Raw genomic sequence first — 15,613 nt, 5'->3', positions numbered from 1 at the left:
ATTGCTGCAGTTAGGGTAGTTTTACCGTGGTCAACGTGGCCGATTGTACCAACGTTTACGTGCGGTTTTACGCGTTCAAACTTTTCTTTTGCCATGACGGAACCTATCAGTTTTGTGTATCTAGATTACATATGAAAATAATCCACCGAGGGTAGATTAATTTAATTTTTTCAAATTTCAAATAGTTTTTTCTGACAGATAAAGGGAGATAATAAGATAAGTTCTCGATACTGGTGCTGATAGGCAGATTTGAACTGCCGACCTCACCCTTACCAAGGGTGCGCTCTACCAACTGAGCTATATCAGCAACACCAGAGTCTGGAGCGGGCAGCGGGAATCGAACCCGCATCATCAGCTTGGAAGGCTGAGGTAATAGCCATTATACGATGCCCGCATAGGAAACTGTTCTTAAACTACCTCTAACCGTCAAGAATAAAGTGGTGGAGGGAGCTGGATTCGAACCAGCGAAGGCTGAGCCGTCAGATTTACAGTCTGATCCCTTTGGCCGCTCGGGAACCCCTCCACGAAAATTCTTTACTAAGTCACTTCCGGTAAAAGGAAAGTGGTGCCGACTATCCGAGTTGAACGGATGACCTACTGATTACAAGTCAGTTGCTCTACCAACTGAGCTAAGTCGGCACTGCTTTAGTACGGGGCGAGATTCTAAGATAAGGTTTATTGGGATGCAACAATAAAATTAAAAAAAGTGTGAATTTATGTGTTAAACGCTCACAATTCAGGCAAATCCACGGTTTTTTACTGTTTTATTGTTAATTCACGCCAATAATTTAGTCCTTTAAAAACCAAGACACTATCAAATTGACTGCCAGAAAATAGATCAGCAAGTAATTTTCCATAGCCACCAGCAAATAATAAACAACAATTTTGCTGATCAACATGCTGAATAGCTTGCTCTATTGCCCCCATTGTCGCAACGAGCGCGCCATTTTTTAAACCATTAGGTGTATTACACCCTAAATCGGTGGCAAAAGGGGTGTGCTCATCGTCAAAAACGCGCTGAGTATTTTGCGTCAATGAACGGGTCATTAAATCGAGTCCTGGCACAATCCAACCACCTAAGTGCTGACCCTCTTTATTCAATACATCAATTGTGGTCGCTGTCCCCGCATCAACAATAACACAATCTTTCTCTGGGTATTCAGTGTATGCAGCGATGACAGTAAGCCAGCGATCGATCCCCAAATTCTGATACTGCTTATAAGCACAGGTTAATGTTGCAAGCTCAGCGGTTACTTTAGCTTCGAAATAAGGAATTGCATGTTGTTGTGCCTGCGCAAATAGTGGCATAAGTCGCTCTGTGCTCCCCACACACGCATAAACCATGTCTGTAACATGCGACCATGGAATGGCATTGAGCTCACATGCTTGATAACACTCATTATCAAAAAGTACGGCCTTAATTGCCGTATTACCCACATCGACCAATAATCTCATAGTTCAGCCTTACGCAGTGATATTTCACCACCGTAATAACTTTTAACCTCACCATCTTGGCGAATGCGAACGCCGCCTTGGTGATCAATCCCCTCACATATACCGCGCCAACTTCGATGGCCTGTATTGAGCTCCACACATTGACCTGCAAATGCGTTTAACTGATTCCATTGTTTATACATGTCATTTAAACCTGTTTGACGGTATTGCGCCAAACGTTGCTCAAGGTAAAAGCACAGATACGCCACGAGTTTATTTTTCTCAAGGCCTTCTACATGTTGGCTCAAGTCTGTCCATGCTTGATCAATATGCTGGCTGACACTGTCTGGCATATGCACGTTTATACCTATGCCGATAACCAACTGACATGGTCCTTGAGGTTGACCATCAAGCTCAACCAACACACCCGCTAGTTTTTTTCCGTCTAAATAAATGTCGTTTGGCCACTTTAACTCCACATCCAGTTGATAAAGTGCCTTTAAGGTATCGTATACCGCAAGTCCAACAGCAATCGACACACCCATTGCAGCTTGTAAGCCATCGTCTAGACGCCAAAAGTAGCTAAAATATAAGTTTGCACCAAATGGCGATTGCCAAACCCGACCTCGTCTGCCTCGTCCTGCTTGCTGCATTTCTGCAACGAGTACAGTGCCAGAGTCTAATGGGGTGTCACTCTGAATACGGCGCATTAACTCGCTATTGGTCGAATCAATAATTGACTGCACTTCAACGCATGCGGTGTTTCCACCGAGCTCAGCATAATAGTCATTAATTTTACTTCTATGCAAAAGCCCCGCGCTATTATTCAGGCGGTAGCCTTTCCCTGTCACTTTAAAAATATCCAATCCCATTTCTTGTAACGAGTGAATATGTTTTCCAACTGCGGCCCTGCTAATTCCTAGCTGCTCACCTAATTGCTGACCCGAAATAAAACCACCTGAATTGAGCGCATTTAAAATTGCGAGTTTATTTCCATCTGGCGCCTTCATATTTGTGACTCCAAGTGAATATGACATTCGTGATCGGCATTCATTAAGCGCACTTCATGTTGCAAAGCAATGTGGTATTTTTGCCACACGTGTTGTTGCACATAATTCACCATGGCAATCAGGTCATCGCCGGTGCTGTTGCCATGATTAACTAACACCAAAGCTTGCTGCTGATGTACTTCAACGCCCGCAATACGGTGACCTTTTAAGCCAGCCTGTTCAATTAACCAACCTGCAGCTACTTTGTGGTGTTGTGCGTCGACAAAATAATGGGGCATATCTGGGTAGTTTTTTAATAAGTCAGCGAGTTGCTCATTGCTAATCACAGGGTTTTTAAAAAAGCTACCTGCATTAGCAAGTTCACTTGGGTTAGGTAACTTACTATTTCGAGTCGCAATAATCTGCTCAAACACCTGTTGCGCAGTCGGGTTATGTAGCTGTTGCAGTGGCCCATAATGTAATACTGGCTGCCATTGTTTGGGTAAGGTTAGCCCGACTTTCGTGATCACTGCTTTATTTTTAAGTGCATGTTTGAATATCGAATCACGGTAGCCAAACAGGCACTGTTCTTTGCTTAAACGGTTAATACTCGCAGAAGCAATATCGAAGTACTCTACATAGCTAATAAACTTTTCAAGCTCGACACCATAAGCACCAATATTTTGCACCGGGGCTGCACCTACCGTACCGGGGATCAGCGCTAAGTTTTCAAGCCCAGGCATATCGTTGGCAATCGTCATGCTCACTAATTGATGCCAATTTTCACCTGCAGCAACATGTAAAAGGAAATGATCGTTTCGCTCTTCAATTTCAATCCCTTTAGTGGCCATATAGATTACCGTCCCTTGGTAGTCGGTTAAAAATACCGTATTACTACCCTCGCCTAAAATACAAAACGGTGCAGAGAAATCGGTATTTACGAGTTGCTCTACGTCATCTATTTGATGGAAATACTGACAATGGCTTGGCAATGAAAAGGTATGAAAAGGTTGCAGGGACTGAGCCACAAAACGCCTCAAAGGTTACCGGTAACTAATCGCATTAGTGTAACCTATCATCGCAAAATACGCATCAGATTGTAAAAATCACTCAACCCACTGTATTAATCATGTTATAAAACGGGTTCTTTTTTCATTTGTGTTCCAAGGTTATTATGAAGTTTAAACCATTATTTTTAAGTCTTGCTATGGCAGGCGCATGCTCTCAAGCAACTGCTGACGCAATTAGCCAGCACACCTATGCAAACTTAGATGACGTAACAACCACTCACCTATTACTAGATTTAGATGTTGATTTTGATGACAAGCAACTAGAAGGGTTTGTTGAGCATACGCTAGATTGGCACAATGCTAGCAGCAAAACTCTGGTACTTGATACTCGCGATTTAGATATCGACAAAGTTATGTATCAAGATAAAAAAGGCGGCTGGCACAAAGCCGACTTCACGCTTGCGGCACGCGATGACGTAAAGGGCTCAAAATTAACAATTAAATTTAAAAGCCAAGCGGTTAAAGCACGTATTTACTACAATAGCCGCCCAGAAGCCTCAGGATTACAATGGTTAACGCCAGAGCAAACAGCCAGTAAATCACACCCATTCATGTACAGCCAATCACAAGCTATTCATGCGCGTAGTTGGATCCCTGTGCAAGACACACCAGCAATGCGTGTTACGTATTCTGCGCGTATTCATACACCTAAAGATATTCGCGCAGTCATGAGTGCAGACAATAAAGATGCGTTATACAAAGATGGTGATTACTTATTCGATATGCCACAACCTATTTCGCCATATTTAATCGCGATAGGGGCTGGTAACTTAGAATTTAAAGCCATGTCTAAGCAGACAGGTATTTTTGCTGAGCCAACAATTTTAGATGCGTCGGTTGCTGAGTTCAACGACACACAAGCAATGATCGACAAAACTAACGCCATGTACGGTGAATATGCTTGGGGGCGTTATGACTTATTAATGCTTCCACCTAGCTTCCCATTTGGCGGTATGGAGAACCCACGTTTATCGTTTATCACCCCCACCGTTGTTGCAGGCGATAAGAGCTTAGTTAACCTAATCGCTCACGAACTCGCACATTCATGGTCGGGTAACTTAGTGACGAACGCAACATGGGAAGATTTATGGTTAAACGAAGGCTTTACCTCTTATGTTGAAAACCGCATCATGGAAGAAGTTTTTGGTCGTGACCGCGCAATCATGGAGCAAGCTTTAGATGCAGCAGGTCTGCGTGCTTTACTTAAAACACTTCCTGCTCCAGACACGCGCCTAAATTTAAAGCTTAATGGTCGTGATCCTGACGATGCATTCAGCTCAGTGCCTTATACTAAAGGGCAGCTGTTTCTTATTTACCTAGAGAATAAATTTGGTCGCGATAAATTTGACCCATTTGTAAAAGGTTATTTCGACGAGTTCGCATTTAAGTCACTCACGACAGCCCAATTTGTTACTTACATAAAAGCAAACCTCATCGACAAGTATCCAGGCGTAGTGAGCATGGATAAAGTAAACGAGTGGATTTTTGAGCCAGGGTTACCAACTGATGCTCCTAACCCAACATCTGATGCATTTGATAAAGTCGATACAGTGACAAAAACATGGTTAAACAATGAGATCGATGCGGCAGAATTGCCGACTGCTGAATGGACAGTGCATGAGTGGTTACATTTCCTCAATAACCTCCCTCGCGATTTAAGCATTGAGAAAATGACTGAGCTTGATAAACAATTCAACTTAACTCAATCAACCAATGCTGAGCGTGCATTTGCATGGTTTATGCTGGCTGTAGGCAATGGCTATCAGCCTATTTACCCTGCTTTGGACAAGCACTTGTCTGGTATTGGCCGCCGTAAATTAATAGTGCCACTTTATAAAGCACTGATTAAAAACGGCAAAAAAGACTGGGCGCACGATGTGTACTTAAAAGCACGTCCGGGTTATCACCCGCTAGCACAAGGTACCGTTGACGACTTATTTTCAAAATAAGACGCTTCTAAATGTAAAAAGGCGCTGAATATCAGCGCCTTTTTTAATTCTCAATACTATTGACTTACTTTTTGTAAAAACGCTCGACGCTCTTCTGGGCTAGCTTGTTGCCACCAAAATTCCAACATGGCAGCTGCATTTGGCATTTTTTTCAATCCATCCTTACCACCAGACACGTTTGCAGGCAGGGTGACTGGTGCCGCGGTCGCCGGTTTGTTCTTTGCAGCAACAACGGGAGCCGTCGCAACCGCCTGCACAGGAGCCGAAACCGCTCGGTAATTCACAATCGATAAAGGCATAGCCAATTCACTGCCTTTGGCTTTTAGGCTCACTTGCGGTGACTCAGCAAACACTTCAGCAGCAACGGCATTACTCGCACGATTAAACACTAAATCATAGTTTTTACCTTGTTCAACCGTCACTTCAACCCAAAATGGTTCAGATTCAACGACTTGATGATCATCGTAGCCTTGTTCGTAAAGATCTGTGTACTTCAGTTTTAACTGATATGTTCCAGGAGCAAGCTCAACATCGTCAACACGACTAAAAAATGATTGTTCAATAAGACGGTCACCTACTTGCAAAGGGACAAATTCCTCAGGAAAGTGGATTGTCTCAGCTAAACTACTGATACTATTGAATAGCATTAACGCACTGCTTAGTAATACTAACTTACGCATGATCACTCCTTGGTTGTTCATTTGCGACAGTTTCAGTTTGACACTGCAAATAAAGTTTGTCATTAGTGAGCGGGTAATTAAGCCAATTTTAAAAGAGGTAAATATGAGCCAAGAGACTATTTTTACAAAAATTATTAATCGTGAGATCCCTGCGGATATCATCTATGAAGATGAGCAGTCACTTGCCTTTAAAGACATTAACCCACAAGCCCCCTTTCATGTTTTGATCATTCCTAAAACACCCATTGCGACCATAAATGATATCAGTGAAGAACATGCTCCTTTGGTAGGTCATCTTTATGTCGTAGCCGCAAAACTTGCAAAGCAGTTTGGTTTTAGTGACGACGGCTTTCGTGTGGTTATGAACTGTAATGATCATGGCGGTCAAACCGTGTACCATATACATCTACATATGTTAGCTGGTAAAGAAATGGGTTGGCCTCCTTATCAGGACAAGAAAAAACAAAATATCTAGCACTTTGCTATGTAAAAAATTGTAAAAAGTCGAACTAATATACTATTATTGATTATTATGAATATATATCAGTTAGTTAACATATTTAGTTACGTTAACTAACTGTATTTTTTGAAACAAAATAGACACAAACTGTACTTTTCCTGCATAAGACTCAGAAATTTCTAATACGAAAGGGGTGGATTGCATGGTAGGATGAATCAGTCAACTTTATTCAAGAGTGTATAAATATGAGTAGTTCAGCTTTTTTATTATTAGATCCAGAACCAATTAACACGATTGGTGTTAACGTATTGGAGCCGTTGTTAAAAACACAAGGTCTAACTGTTACATCTGGGACTGATATATCTGAAGTGCCAGAAGGTACACGCTTATTATTCATCGAAACATCGAGCACAGATGCCTGGGGTAAATTAAAAGAACAACTAGTTAACCTACGCATTAAGTGCGATATTGTACTATTCAATCTTGACGAAAACCCAGAGATTGCTAACCGCGCACTATTAAGTGGTATTCGTGGTGTTTTTTACACGACTGATAACGCTGATGTATTGATGAAAGGCATTCGTTTATTGCTTGAAGATCAATTGTGGTACCGCCGCGAAATAATGTGCAATGCTTTAAACCGCATGCTGCAATTTAATAAAGATGCCCTGCACAAACTAACTGACGGTAATATCGAGCCTGTTAAGCTAACTAAACGCGAAAAAGCCATCATCTCATTGATGAGCAAAGGTTCGAAAAATAAAGAGATTGCTGAAGATTTAAGTATCAGCCCACACACTGTTAAAACGCACCTTTATAGTGCATTCAGAAAAACGAAATGCCGAAATCGCATCGAGCTTTTATCGTGGGCACAACAAAATATCCCAGACGAAATACGCTAAACTCTCTTCTTTAAAAAAACAGACGCACAATGCGTCTGTTTTTGTTTCTAGTTGCTAAACACCCAAATAGACTTTATGCTCGAAGATGTTCGTAATCCTCGGAAAAGCCATGCTCGATTCAGTCACCTTATACTACACAAGTGCAGCCATGATGGCGGTAATGACACTCCTTAACTATTTGACATGGCGAGCAAATAAAAGCATTCCGGGCACCTTGCTCTATATTTTCTATCCTTTAGTGATGTTCACTTCAGTGCTGAGTTTTGCACTTCTCGGTCATATCAATGATATTGCAAGTATCACCATTGCAAACGCCTTATTATTCAGTGCTTCTATTATTCATGTACTCGCTATTTGTCAGTTCTTAAATGCCAAGTGTATAGGGTTTAGAGCATTTATAGGGATAACCGGGGTATTAGCACTGAGCATGATCTATTTAGCGACAGACAATGCTGAGCTTAGAAACCGGATTTTAGTATCTGATTTACAACACATTATTGAGGCCTTGTTTCTACTTGCCTTATTCATTCGCAATGGCCGCAAAAGTTACCCGAATGGCAGCATTGTTTATATCTTAATATTAACCATTATTCTTGCCATATTTACAGGCAGAACACTGATGATGGGCGATGTCAGCACCGCTAATTTACTTTCCGAAAATTGGTTTAGTATCACCCTATTCATTAATGGGGTGATTGCACCGATGTTTTATGCCACAGGCATGGCAATTTTGTGTAATGAACGCCGCGAGCAACACCTTAACCAGCTTACTGAAAAAGCACATAAAGATCTCGAAATTCGCGGCTTATTCTTATCAACCATTAGTCATGAAATTCGCACTCCCCTCAATGGCATACTGGGAAGCGCTCAACTGATCATGAATCAGTCGAGCGACCCGCGAGATAAACCATACTGTGAAGCCATTATTAATTCAGCAGAGTCACTGAACTTACTGGTCGACAAAGTGCTCGACTATGCAAGCCTAGATCAACGCGATGAAGCCCTCTACGAAGAAGATGTCGAATTTAAAACATGGTTAAACAACTTATGCTTATTACTCAGTCCGCTTGCAGAACAAAAGCACCTGAAATTTGAGCTGATTTACGATTTACCCGAACAGGCTTGTTACTATTGTGACCAGCAAAAGCTTAGACAAGTAATTATTAACCTTGTTGGCAATGCAATTAAATTCACTGATAAAGGCTCTGTAAAAATCCACGTCAAACTGCTCAATGAAGGGCAGCTAGACCATGTCGTTCGGATCAGTGTGATTGATTCAGGCCCAGGTATCGAAGATGAAGAAATCATTTACCTAACCGAACCTTATGTTCAAAGCAGTGCAGGAAAAGAAAAAGGTGGCACAGGCCTTGGCCTTGCTATTACAAGTCGCCTTCTCGAAAAGCTCGGCAGTAAGCTCAACATAAGTAGTGAGCTTAACAAAGGCAGTGTTTTTAGTTTTGATATCACACTCACAATTGGTGAGCTTAGTCTTGTTGAGCAACGTCATCAATCGAAAGATTATGTGACCGGTTTAGATGTTTTGTTAGTAGAAGATCTCGACTTAAATCAAAAAATTGCCATTGAATTTATGGCCGATGACGAGCATAAAATAAAACTCGCAAAAGACGGTAACAGCGCAATTGAGCTGATGCAAAAACATCATTTTGATGTGGTACTACTGGATATGAATTTACCCGACCTGACAGGTCAAGAAGTATTAAAAAAACTAAAAAATATCGACCATTTAAATCAACGCACGCCAGTACTTGCTTTCACTGCGAGTCTAAGCCCCGATGAAATAAAAGAATACTTAGCGTTGGGGATTAAAGATATTGTCGGTAAGCCAATTAAACAACAAAAACTGCGCCAAGCATTGAGCGACTCGCAAACAAATCAAGCTGCCAGCATTGCCGTCGAGCTGCGTGACACCTTATATGACGAAACAGCAGCTGCTGCACTCATTAGCTCATTTAATGAAGATGAAGTGTCTTCTATTTATAATGAGTTTGTTCTCTCGGCGCGGAATAAACTGATACGAAGCCAACAACTTGTTGAAGATGATAAAGATCAATGTATTAAACTACTGCATCGCCAAGCAAGTACCGCCTTACAGCTCGGCTTTAATCGTTACGGCTTAGAGCTGAAAAAGATCGAGCGTAAGTTACTCGATAATAAGCCCTTAAAAGAATCACTCACCGATGCCCTAGTACTTTGGCAAGAAAGCCTACAAGCGTACTTAAACCATGTAAGAAGTGAGCTAGGTTAGTGAGTTTAGATTAACAAAGTAAATCTGCCCTTACGGATGGCAATACTCTTTTTGTTTCATTACGCCGAGAATTAAATCATCCGCTCATTCGACTAACGACTGACCTCTGAGGCTTAACAATTACTCTCTCCCATATTCATCTTCAAACCGTTCGATATCACTTTCATCAAGTATCGCCCCGGTTTGTACTTCAATGACAATGAGGGGCTCATCATGACAATTGGCCAGGCTATGAATTTGCTGGGCGGCAATATAACAAGACTGATCGGCACCGAGTTCAAACTTATCATCTCCCACATGTACGCTGGCAATGCCCGAAACCACAACCCAATGCTCGGCACGGTGATGATGACGCTGAGTTGAGAGTTTCGCACCACAATTAACAATAATTTTCTTAACCTTAAACCCAACACTCTCAACCAAAGTACGGTAATTGCCCCAAGGTCTGAATACGGCTTGATGGTGCGTCAATTTATCGTTGTCTCGTTGCGCGAGTTGTTTAAGTAATTCAGGCAACTTATCAAGGGCTTTTTTATCTGCGACGAGGGTGGCATCGTGGGTATGTATAATCGCCTTATTGCTAATTCCCAAAGCTGCAATCGTGTGATCAGCTTCACTAATCAGCAAATTATTTTCACTATCAATACTCACTCCCTGCGAGCCCAAATAATTACCAAATTGATCTTTGTTAGCAATTTTTGAAAGGGCTGAGAAGCTGCCCACATCACTCCACGTTAAATCAACAGGAAGCATAGCGACATTTTCACTTCGCTCAAGAATAGCGTAATCAATTGAGTCACTTGGGCATGTTTTCAGTATGTCTGCGTTGGGTCTCAAAAAACCGAGATCTTCAGTAAAAGAGGCTGCTTGTGCGATACTACTCGCTATTTTTGGCGCAAACCGTTTTAACTCAGATAAGTACACATCAGCGAAAAATAAAAACATACCGCTATTCCAGCTAAACTCACCTCTGGCAATGTATTGCTCAGCAAGTTTAAGCACTGGCTTTTCCTTAAATTCAGCGACTTTGTAACAGCCATCACGGTGCAGTGGTAGGCCTTGGCGAATATAACCATACCCTGTATGCGGCTCCGTTGGGGTAATTGCAAACGTAACGAGTTGCTGAGCCTCTGCCAAGGCTACGGCATCATCTAATCGCGCGAGTAGCTTTTCAAAGTCACAGATATAATGATCTGCAGGCATTACCAATAACGGGCCTAGTAAACCATTTTTCTGCGCATATTCAGCCGCTAACGCAATAGCTGGCGCGGTATTTTTGCCCTCAGGTTCAAGTAAAAGAGTCACATTTTTAGATACGTCTAATGCCTGTGATTTGGCAATAAATCGATGCGCTTCATTACACACTAATATCGGTGCATTAAATTGCGAACCAGTTACCCGCTTTAAGGTGCTTTGCAGTAGCGATTCATCGCTTAGCAAAGGTAAAAATTGCTTAGGCATGGCCTTGCGTGATAACGGCCATAGGCGTGAACCTATGCCACCAGCAAGAATAACAGGGGTAATTTTGCGACTCATGATTGCTTGTAGTTAATAAACCAACCATGAGTTTAACAAATTTTTAGCGATGCGGCTTAGATCAACTGAAATTGATCCGCGTCTAAATGCGCAGGAAAAGCACGCCGAAAATCCTCTAATGCGGATATATCAAGGCGCTGAATTATGATACCCGATTGGTTATCATCGAGCGCTGCTAATGTATCCCCTTTAAAATCGTATACTGCAGTGCCGCCATTATGATCAACCTCATTGCCATCTGGCCCTATACGGTTGACACCGACCACATAACAGACATTTTCCATTGCGCGCGCTTTTAATAAGGTATCCCAAACATGGCGACGTGCCGCAGGCCAGTTTGCAACATTCACCATGAGGTCATAGTCATTGCAGTTACGTTGAAAAACAGGGAAGCGCAGGTCGTAACACACCTGCGGTAAAATGCGAAAGCCTTTGATATTGAAAATTTCACGCTGCTTACCCGCCTCAACATAGCGGCCTTCGTTCCCTAAACAGAATAAGTGACGCTTGTCGTAAAACTTTACCTCACCATTTGGCCACACCCAGTAAAAACGATTTGCTTTCTTATCACCGTGAGACACTAATACCGACCCAGCGATGACTGCATTTTTTTGTTTTGCAGTGGCTTTTAACCAGTTAAAAACGTCACCTTGCTCAGGCTCACTACAGTCAAGATTGATGGCAAACCCTGTCGCAAATGTTTCGGGTAACACGATTAAATCAGCCGGCTCAGTTAAACACTCAAGCAACTCAGAAAAATGCGCAAGATTTGCCTGTTTATCTAGCCAATAAAGTGAGGATTGTACAAGGGCAAGCGTTAAAGCTGACATAAAATCTCCGCGGCACGCAACAGCGTGTCATCATTTTTTGCAAAACATACTCGTATGACTTTATCATTACTTGGGCTGTTGTAAAATACACTAAGCGGTACTGCTGCAACGCCTGCTTGCTCTACCAACCAATGACAAAACTCCACATCATTTAGGTCTGACACATCACTGTAATCAAGCAATAAAAAATATGTGCCTTCACTGGGCAAAAGGGTAAAACGGCTATCTTGTAACGCGTTACTGAGTAAATCACGCTTATGTTGATAAAAATCCGCTAGCCCATCAACATGTTCAGGCTCCAGTTCTAACATATCTGCTAAAGCATGTTGTGCTGGGGTAAAACTTGAAAATGTCACGTATTGATGAATCTTACGAAACTCTATCATCAGCTCCGCGGGAGCAACACAGTAGCCCATTTTCCAGCCTGTGCTGTGGAACGTTTTCCCAAAGCTTGAAATAACAAAGCTGCGTTCAAATAATTCTGTATCCGTGAGTGCACTAACATGTGCAACACCATCAAAGGTGATGTGTTCATACACTTCATCGCTTATCACGTATAAGTCGTGTGCTTTAACTAAGGCTTTCAGTGCTGCAATGTCGTCAGCTTTAAGTATTTTGCCACTCGGGTTGTGTGGCGTATTGATAATAATAGCGCGCGTTTTTTCGCTCATGACCTCTGCAACCGCGTGCCAATCAATCCGATAATCAGGCGCATGTAAGGCAACATGTACACTGCGTCCCCCTGCTAATTCAATCGCGGGCTGGTACGAATCATAGGCAGGGTCGAACACCACCACTTCATCACCGTCTCTTACCAGCGCTTGAATTGCCACAAATAATGCTTCGGTTGCACCCGATGTCACCGTGACTTGCTGCTCATAATCTATATTGTTATGGTATTTTCTCGCAATCAGTGCTGCTATTTGCTGCTGTAAACGCACAATACCACTTGACGGAGCATATTGATTAACCCCTTCAAGTACATAATGATTTAACTGTTTTTTTAGTAAATCAGGGGCGTCAAATTCAGGAAAGCCCTGAGATAAATTAAGTGCTTGATGCTGATTCGCTAAAGCAGTCATTTGGCTAAAAATACTGGTGCCTAAATTCGGCAATTTACTTTCAAACACAGAGGTTCCTTAAAGATGGTTTTGCGCTCGAAGCGATGCTATCATTGCTTAAAACAGATGTATAGCCGTCTAAATAACTTTTAGAAAGTCGAGGAATGTATGCATAACAATACCGCTATTTCAGAACTAATAGAAGCAGGTAAATGGGTAAGCCAACGAGGTTGGGTCCCAGCAACCGGTGGTAATTTTTCAGCCCGCACAGAAACGGGTTATGTCGTCACCGCCAGTGGTTTCGATAAAGGCCAGCTCGGTACACATGCATTTATTGAGTTGGACCACGCAGGCAACCGCACTAAAGGGTCGGGAAAACCCTCGGCAGAAACAGAACTACACTTGAACATGTATAAGCTGATCCCTTCTGCAAAGTTTGTTTTACATACCCACTCGGTTGCTGCCACCGTTTTATCTCGCGTCATAAAAGGACATGCCATTAATTTACATGGCTACGAGATGCAAAAGTCACTCAGTGGTGTTACCTCACATTTAGATACGCTAAGCATTCCTATTTTCGACAACGATCAAGACATTGATCGCCTAAGTCTATTAGTAAGCGACCATCACCTGCATACGCCAATAGAGCACGCGGTGCTTATTCGCGGCCACGGCCTCTATGTTGTCGGCAGAGATATCAAAGAAGTATTGCGCCATTTAGAAGGGCTGGAGTTTTTATTTAGTTGCGAGCTTGAGCGCCTAAAACTGGAAGGTATCCACGCATGATCAAAGCCATTTTAACTGACATTGAAGGCACTATCACACGCATTTCATTTGTAAAAGATGTGCTATTCCCTTATGCCGCTGAAAAGCTTCCTGCGTTTATTAAAGCACACCAAGACGATCACGATGTCGCAGAACATATTGCGAGTGTAAAAGCACACATTGAACAGCCAGAAGCTGATCTAGAAACGGTGATTAGTACTTTACTTCATTGGATTGAAACGGATCAAAAAGTAACGCCATTAAAACAGTTACAAGGTTTAATTTGGCAAACAGGTTATGAAAATGGTGATTTTACCGGTCACCTTTATCCTGACGCATACGCTTTTTTAAACGCACAAAAACAAGCAGGAAGAAGCCTGTATGTTTACTCATCAGGCTCAGTAAAAGCACAGCACCTTATTTTTCAATATTCTGACTATGGTGATGTGAGACCTCTTTTTAGTGATTACTTCGATACCAAAGTGGGCGCAAAACAAGAGCAAAGCGCTTACAACACAATTATCGCTGCACTGCCATTTGACGCCTCTGAGGTGCTATTTTTAAGCGACGTTGCTGCTGAATTAGAGGCAGCTAAAGCGGCAGGTTTACGCACTTTGCACCTTATTCGCGATGGCCAAGACAGTACCAGCGAGCATCCTTATATTAATGATTTTAGTGAATTTAGTGCGGAGTATTTAGCATGAGCCAGTTAACAGTTTTTAATGATAACAATGCCGATGACATCCTTTTTCACAGCGACGACTCAAACGCCATAGCAACGAAACTAAATGCAGTGGGTGTACGCTTTGAACAGTGGCAGGCGAATGCACATATTGATGAAACAACCAGCCATGATGCTATTTTAAGTGCGTACGCTCACGACATTGAGCGCTTAAAGCGTGAAGGAGGTTATCAAACTGTTGATGTTATCTCGCTCGCAAAAGGCAACCCGAATGCCGCTGAGTTACGTGGTAAGTTTTTATTTGAACATACCCACAGCGAAGATGAAGTACGCTTTTTTGTAAAAGGCCAAGGGCTTTTTTGTCTGCATGTCGATAATAAAGTATACCAAGTGCTGTGCCAGCAAGGTGACTTAATTTCGGTGCCAGAATTAACCCCTCATTGGTTTGACATGGGCAGCAACCCTGAATTTACTGCTATTCGCTTATTTAATAATACCGAAGGCTGGGTGGCTAAAAGCACAGATTCAGCTATCGCGAATGACTTTCCATTGCTTGATTAATATGGAAAAGCTTTTCTCATACGGCACTTTGCAATATAAACAGGTGCAACTCGATACCTTCGGGCGTTTGCTCGAAGGTCAGCCTGCGACTTTAACAGGGTACATTGTCGGTGAAATTGAAATTACTGATCCTGCGGTGTTAAAAAGCAGTGGCCAGCGTTTTCATCCTGCGTTAATTAAAACAGGTGAAGACTGCGACATTGTGAATGGCACAATTTATTTAATCACCGAACAAGAGTTGGCCCAAGCCGATGACTATGAGGTAGATGACTATCAACGCATTGCAGAAAAATTCCAATGTAATACTTCTGCTTGGTTATATGTTGCAAAAAACGGCCTTTAATTTACAAATATAAAACAAAAAAACCCAATTCAAAAACAACTTCTGGTATCATCACCTCATCAATGCTCAGTACTTAATTATTAGC

At 42.2% G+C, this 15,613-nt stretch carries 16 protein-coding genes and 4 tRNA genes; 8 read left to right on the top strand and 12 right to left on the bottom strand.

What is annotated here, in order from left to right:
• The 8 genes from ACSSVW_RS14635 to murB form a co-directional block, all read right to left on the bottom strand.
• Window positions 1–95 (bottom strand): GTP-binding protein (locus ACSSVW_RS14635; RefSeq protein ID WP_021032652.1); only part of this gene is annotated, 95 nt, incomplete at its 3' end.
• 136 nt (window positions 96–231) lie between these two features.
• Window positions 232–307: transfer RNA gene (locus tag ACSSVW_RS14630), tRNA-Thr, on the bottom strand.
• A gap of 12 nt (window positions 308–319) precedes the next feature.
• A tRNA-Gly gene (locus tag ACSSVW_RS14625) sits at window positions 320–394 on the bottom strand.
• A 44-nt stretch (window positions 395–438) separates the two neighbouring features.
• Window positions 439–523, bottom strand: a tRNA-Tyr gene (locus ACSSVW_RS14620).
• A 40-nt stretch (window positions 524–563) separates the two neighbouring features.
• Window positions 564–639: transfer RNA gene (locus ACSSVW_RS14615), tRNA-Thr, on the bottom strand.
• Window positions 640–756: 117 nt separating this feature from the next.
• Window positions 757–1,455 (bottom strand): type III pantothenate kinase, encoded by a 699-nt coding sequence (locus tag ACSSVW_RS14610; RefSeq protein WP_421419039.1) that lies wholly within the window; start codon window positions 1,453–1,455, stop codon window positions 757–759.
• Window positions 1,452–2,444, bottom strand: a complete 993-nt coding sequence (birA, locus tag ACSSVW_RS14605) for a bifunctional biotin--[acetyl-CoA-carboxylase] ligase/biotin operon repressor BirA (RefSeq protein ID WP_036973486.1) — start codon at window positions 2,442–2,444, stop codon at window positions 1,452–1,454. Before birA ends, ACSSVW_RS14610 begins: the two co-directional genes overlap by 4 nt.
• Window positions 2,441–3,451 (bottom strand): UDP-N-acetylmuramate dehydrogenase, encoded by a 1,011-nt coding sequence (murB, locus tag ACSSVW_RS14600; RefSeq protein WP_421419040.1) that lies wholly within the window; start codon window positions 3,449–3,451, stop codon window positions 2,441–2,443. The genes birA and murB overlap by 4 nt, the downstream gene beginning before the upstream one ends.
• A 146-nt stretch (window positions 3,452–3,597) precedes the next feature.
• On the opposite strand from murB, the gene ACSSVW_RS14595 reads away from it, so the two are divergent.
• Window positions 3,598–5,442 (top strand): M1 family metallopeptidase, encoded by a 1,845-nt coding sequence (locus ACSSVW_RS14595; RefSeq protein ID WP_421419041.1) that lies wholly within the window; start codon window positions 3,598–3,600, stop codon window positions 5,440–5,442.
• A gap of 56 nt (window positions 5,443–5,498) precedes the next feature.
• Here the strand turns inward: ACSSVW_RS14595 and ACSSVW_RS14590 are convergent, their stop codons facing one another.
• Window positions 5,499–6,122 carry a DUF2057 domain-containing protein gene (locus tag ACSSVW_RS14590; protein WP_421419042.1) on the bottom strand — a complete coding sequence of 208 codons (624 nt, stop codon included), beginning with the start codon at window positions 6,120–6,122 and terminating at the stop codon, window positions 5,499–5,501.
• A gap of 103 nt (window positions 6,123–6,225) precedes the next feature.
• On the opposite strand from ACSSVW_RS14590, the gene ACSSVW_RS14585 reads away from it, so the two are divergent.
• The 3 genes from ACSSVW_RS14585 (at window position 6,226) to ACSSVW_RS14575 (ending at window position 9,750) form a co-directional block, all read left to right on the top strand.
• Window positions 6,226–6,597 (top strand): histidine triad nucleotide-binding protein, encoded by a 372-nt coding sequence (locus ACSSVW_RS14585; RefSeq protein WP_065979446.1) that lies wholly within the window; start codon window positions 6,226–6,228, stop codon window positions 6,595–6,597.
• Window positions 6,598–6,827: 230 nt separating this feature from the next.
• Entirely contained in the window at window positions 6,828–7,484 is a 657-nt protein-coding gene (locus tag ACSSVW_RS14580; protein ID WP_036973496.1) for a helix-turn-helix transcriptional regulator, read from the top strand.
• A gap of 109 nt (window positions 7,485–7,593) precedes the next feature.
• The gene (locus tag ACSSVW_RS14575) at window positions 7,594–9,750 is read left to right on the top strand and encodes an ATP-binding protein (protein WP_075594203.1); all 2,157 of its coding nucleotides are present in this window, start codon (window positions 7,594–7,596) and stop codon (window positions 9,748–9,750) included.
• A 120-nt stretch (window positions 9,751–9,870) separates the two neighbouring features.
• On the opposite strand, the gene ACSSVW_RS14570 is transcribed toward ACSSVW_RS14575, so the two are convergent.
• The 3 genes from ACSSVW_RS14570 to ACSSVW_RS14560 are packed head-to-tail and all read right to left on the bottom strand — an operon-like array spanning window position 9,871 to window position 13,246.
• Window positions 9,871–11,286, bottom strand: a complete 1,416-nt coding sequence (locus ACSSVW_RS14570) for a mannose-1-phosphate guanylyltransferase/mannose-6-phosphate isomerase (protein WP_454179564.1) — start codon at window positions 11,284–11,286, stop codon at window positions 9,871–9,873.
• Between the two features lie 56 nt (window positions 11,287–11,342).
• The gene (locus tag ACSSVW_RS14565) at window positions 11,343–12,116 is read right to left on the bottom strand and encodes an amidohydrolase (RefSeq protein ID WP_454179563.1); all 774 of its coding nucleotides are present in this window, start codon (window positions 12,114–12,116) and stop codon (window positions 11,343–11,345) included.
• A complete protein-coding gene (locus tag ACSSVW_RS14560; protein WP_454179562.1) occupies window positions 12,104–13,246 on the bottom strand; it encodes a methionine aminotransferase in 1,143 nt (380 codons plus the stop codon). The genes ACSSVW_RS14565 and ACSSVW_RS14560 overlap by 13 nt, the downstream gene beginning before the upstream one ends.
• 99 nt (window positions 13,247–13,345) lie before the next feature.
• On the opposite strand from ACSSVW_RS14560, the gene ACSSVW_RS14555 reads away from it, so the two are divergent.
• Genes ACSSVW_RS14555 through ACSSVW_RS14540 form a run of 4 tightly spaced genes read left to right on the top strand, consistent with a single transcriptional unit; the run spans window position 13,346 to window position 15,528 of the window.
• Window positions 13,346–13,963, top strand: coding sequence for a methylthioribulose 1-phosphate dehydratase (locus ACSSVW_RS14555; RefSeq protein ID WP_036973502.1), 618 nt, complete (start codon window positions 13,346–13,348; stop codon window positions 13,961–13,963).
• Window positions 13,960–14,646 (top strand): acireductone synthase, encoded by a 687-nt coding sequence (gene mtnC, locus ACSSVW_RS14550; RefSeq protein WP_036973505.1) that lies wholly within the window; start codon window positions 13,960–13,962, stop codon window positions 14,644–14,646. Before ACSSVW_RS14555 ends, mtnC begins: the two co-directional genes overlap by 4 nt.
• The gene (locus tag ACSSVW_RS14545; protein ID WP_036973507.1) at window positions 14,643–15,185 is read left to right on the top strand and encodes a 1,2-dihydroxy-3-keto-5-methylthiopentene dioxygenase; all 543 of its coding nucleotides are present in this window, start codon (window positions 14,643–14,645) and stop codon (window positions 15,183–15,185) included. The genes mtnC and ACSSVW_RS14545 overlap by 4 nt, the downstream gene beginning before the upstream one ends.
• Window position 15,186: 1 nt before the next feature.
• Window positions 15,187–15,528, top strand: a complete 342-nt coding sequence (locus ACSSVW_RS14540; protein WP_036973510.1) for a gamma-glutamylcyclotransferase family protein — start codon at window positions 15,187–15,189, stop codon at window positions 15,526–15,528.
• The last annotated feature ends 85 nt before the right edge of the window (window positions 15,529–15,613 follow it).

Source organism: Pseudoalteromonas sp. MBR-15, assembly GCF_053628915.1.
This window is presented reverse-complemented; position numbering and strand designations above follow the sequence as displayed.

Bases quoted from the DNA above. Each gene is read 5' to 3' on its own strand.
- ACSSVW_RS14540 (WP_036973510.1), top strand. From the start codon at position 15,187: ATGGAAAAGCTTTTCTCATACGGCACTTTGCAATATAAACAGGTGCAA.
- ACSSVW_RS14590 (WP_421419042.1), bottom strand. From the start codon at position 6,122: ATGCGTAAGTTAGTATTACTAAGCAGTGCGTTAATGCTATTCAATAGT.
- ACSSVW_RS14565 (WP_454179563.1), bottom strand. From the start codon at position 12,116: ATGTCAGCTTTAACGCTTGCCCTTGTACAATCCTCACTTTATTGGCTA.
- ACSSVW_RS14545 (WP_036973507.1), top strand. From the start codon at position 14,643: ATGAGCCAGTTAACAGTTTTTAATGATAACAATGCCGATGACATCCTT.
- mtnC (WP_036973505.1), top strand. From the start codon at position 13,960: ATGATCAAAGCCATTTTAACTGACATTGAAGGCACTATCACACGCATT.
- ACSSVW_RS14580 (WP_036973496.1), top strand. From the start codon at position 6,828: ATGAGTAGTTCAGCTTTTTTATTATTAGATCCAGAACCAATTAACACG.
- birA (WP_036973486.1), bottom strand. From the start codon at position 2,444: ATGAAGGCGCCAGATGGAAATAAACTCGCAATTTTAAATGCGCTCAAT.
- ACSSVW_RS14555 (WP_036973502.1), top strand. From the start codon at position 13,346: ATGCATAACAATACCGCTATTTCAGAACTAATAGAAGCAGGTAAATGG.
- ACSSVW_RS14610 (WP_421419039.1), bottom strand. From the start codon at position 1,455: ATGAGATTATTGGTCGATGTGGGTAATACGGCAATTAAGGCCGTACTT.
- ACSSVW_RS14585 (WP_065979446.1), top strand. From the start codon at position 6,226: ATGAGCCAAGAGACTATTTTTACAAAAATTATTAATCGTGAGATCCCT.
- ACSSVW_RS14595 (WP_421419041.1), top strand. From the start codon at position 3,598: ATGAAGTTTAAACCATTATTTTTAAGTCTTGCTATGGCAGGCGCATGC.
- ACSSVW_RS14570 (WP_454179564.1), bottom strand. From the start codon at position 11,286: ATGAGTCGCAAAATTACCCCTGTTATTCTTGCTGGTGGCATAGGTTCA.
- ACSSVW_RS14575 (WP_075594203.1), top strand. From the start codon at position 7,594: ATGCTCGATTCAGTCACCTTATACTACACAAGTGCAGCCATGATGGCG.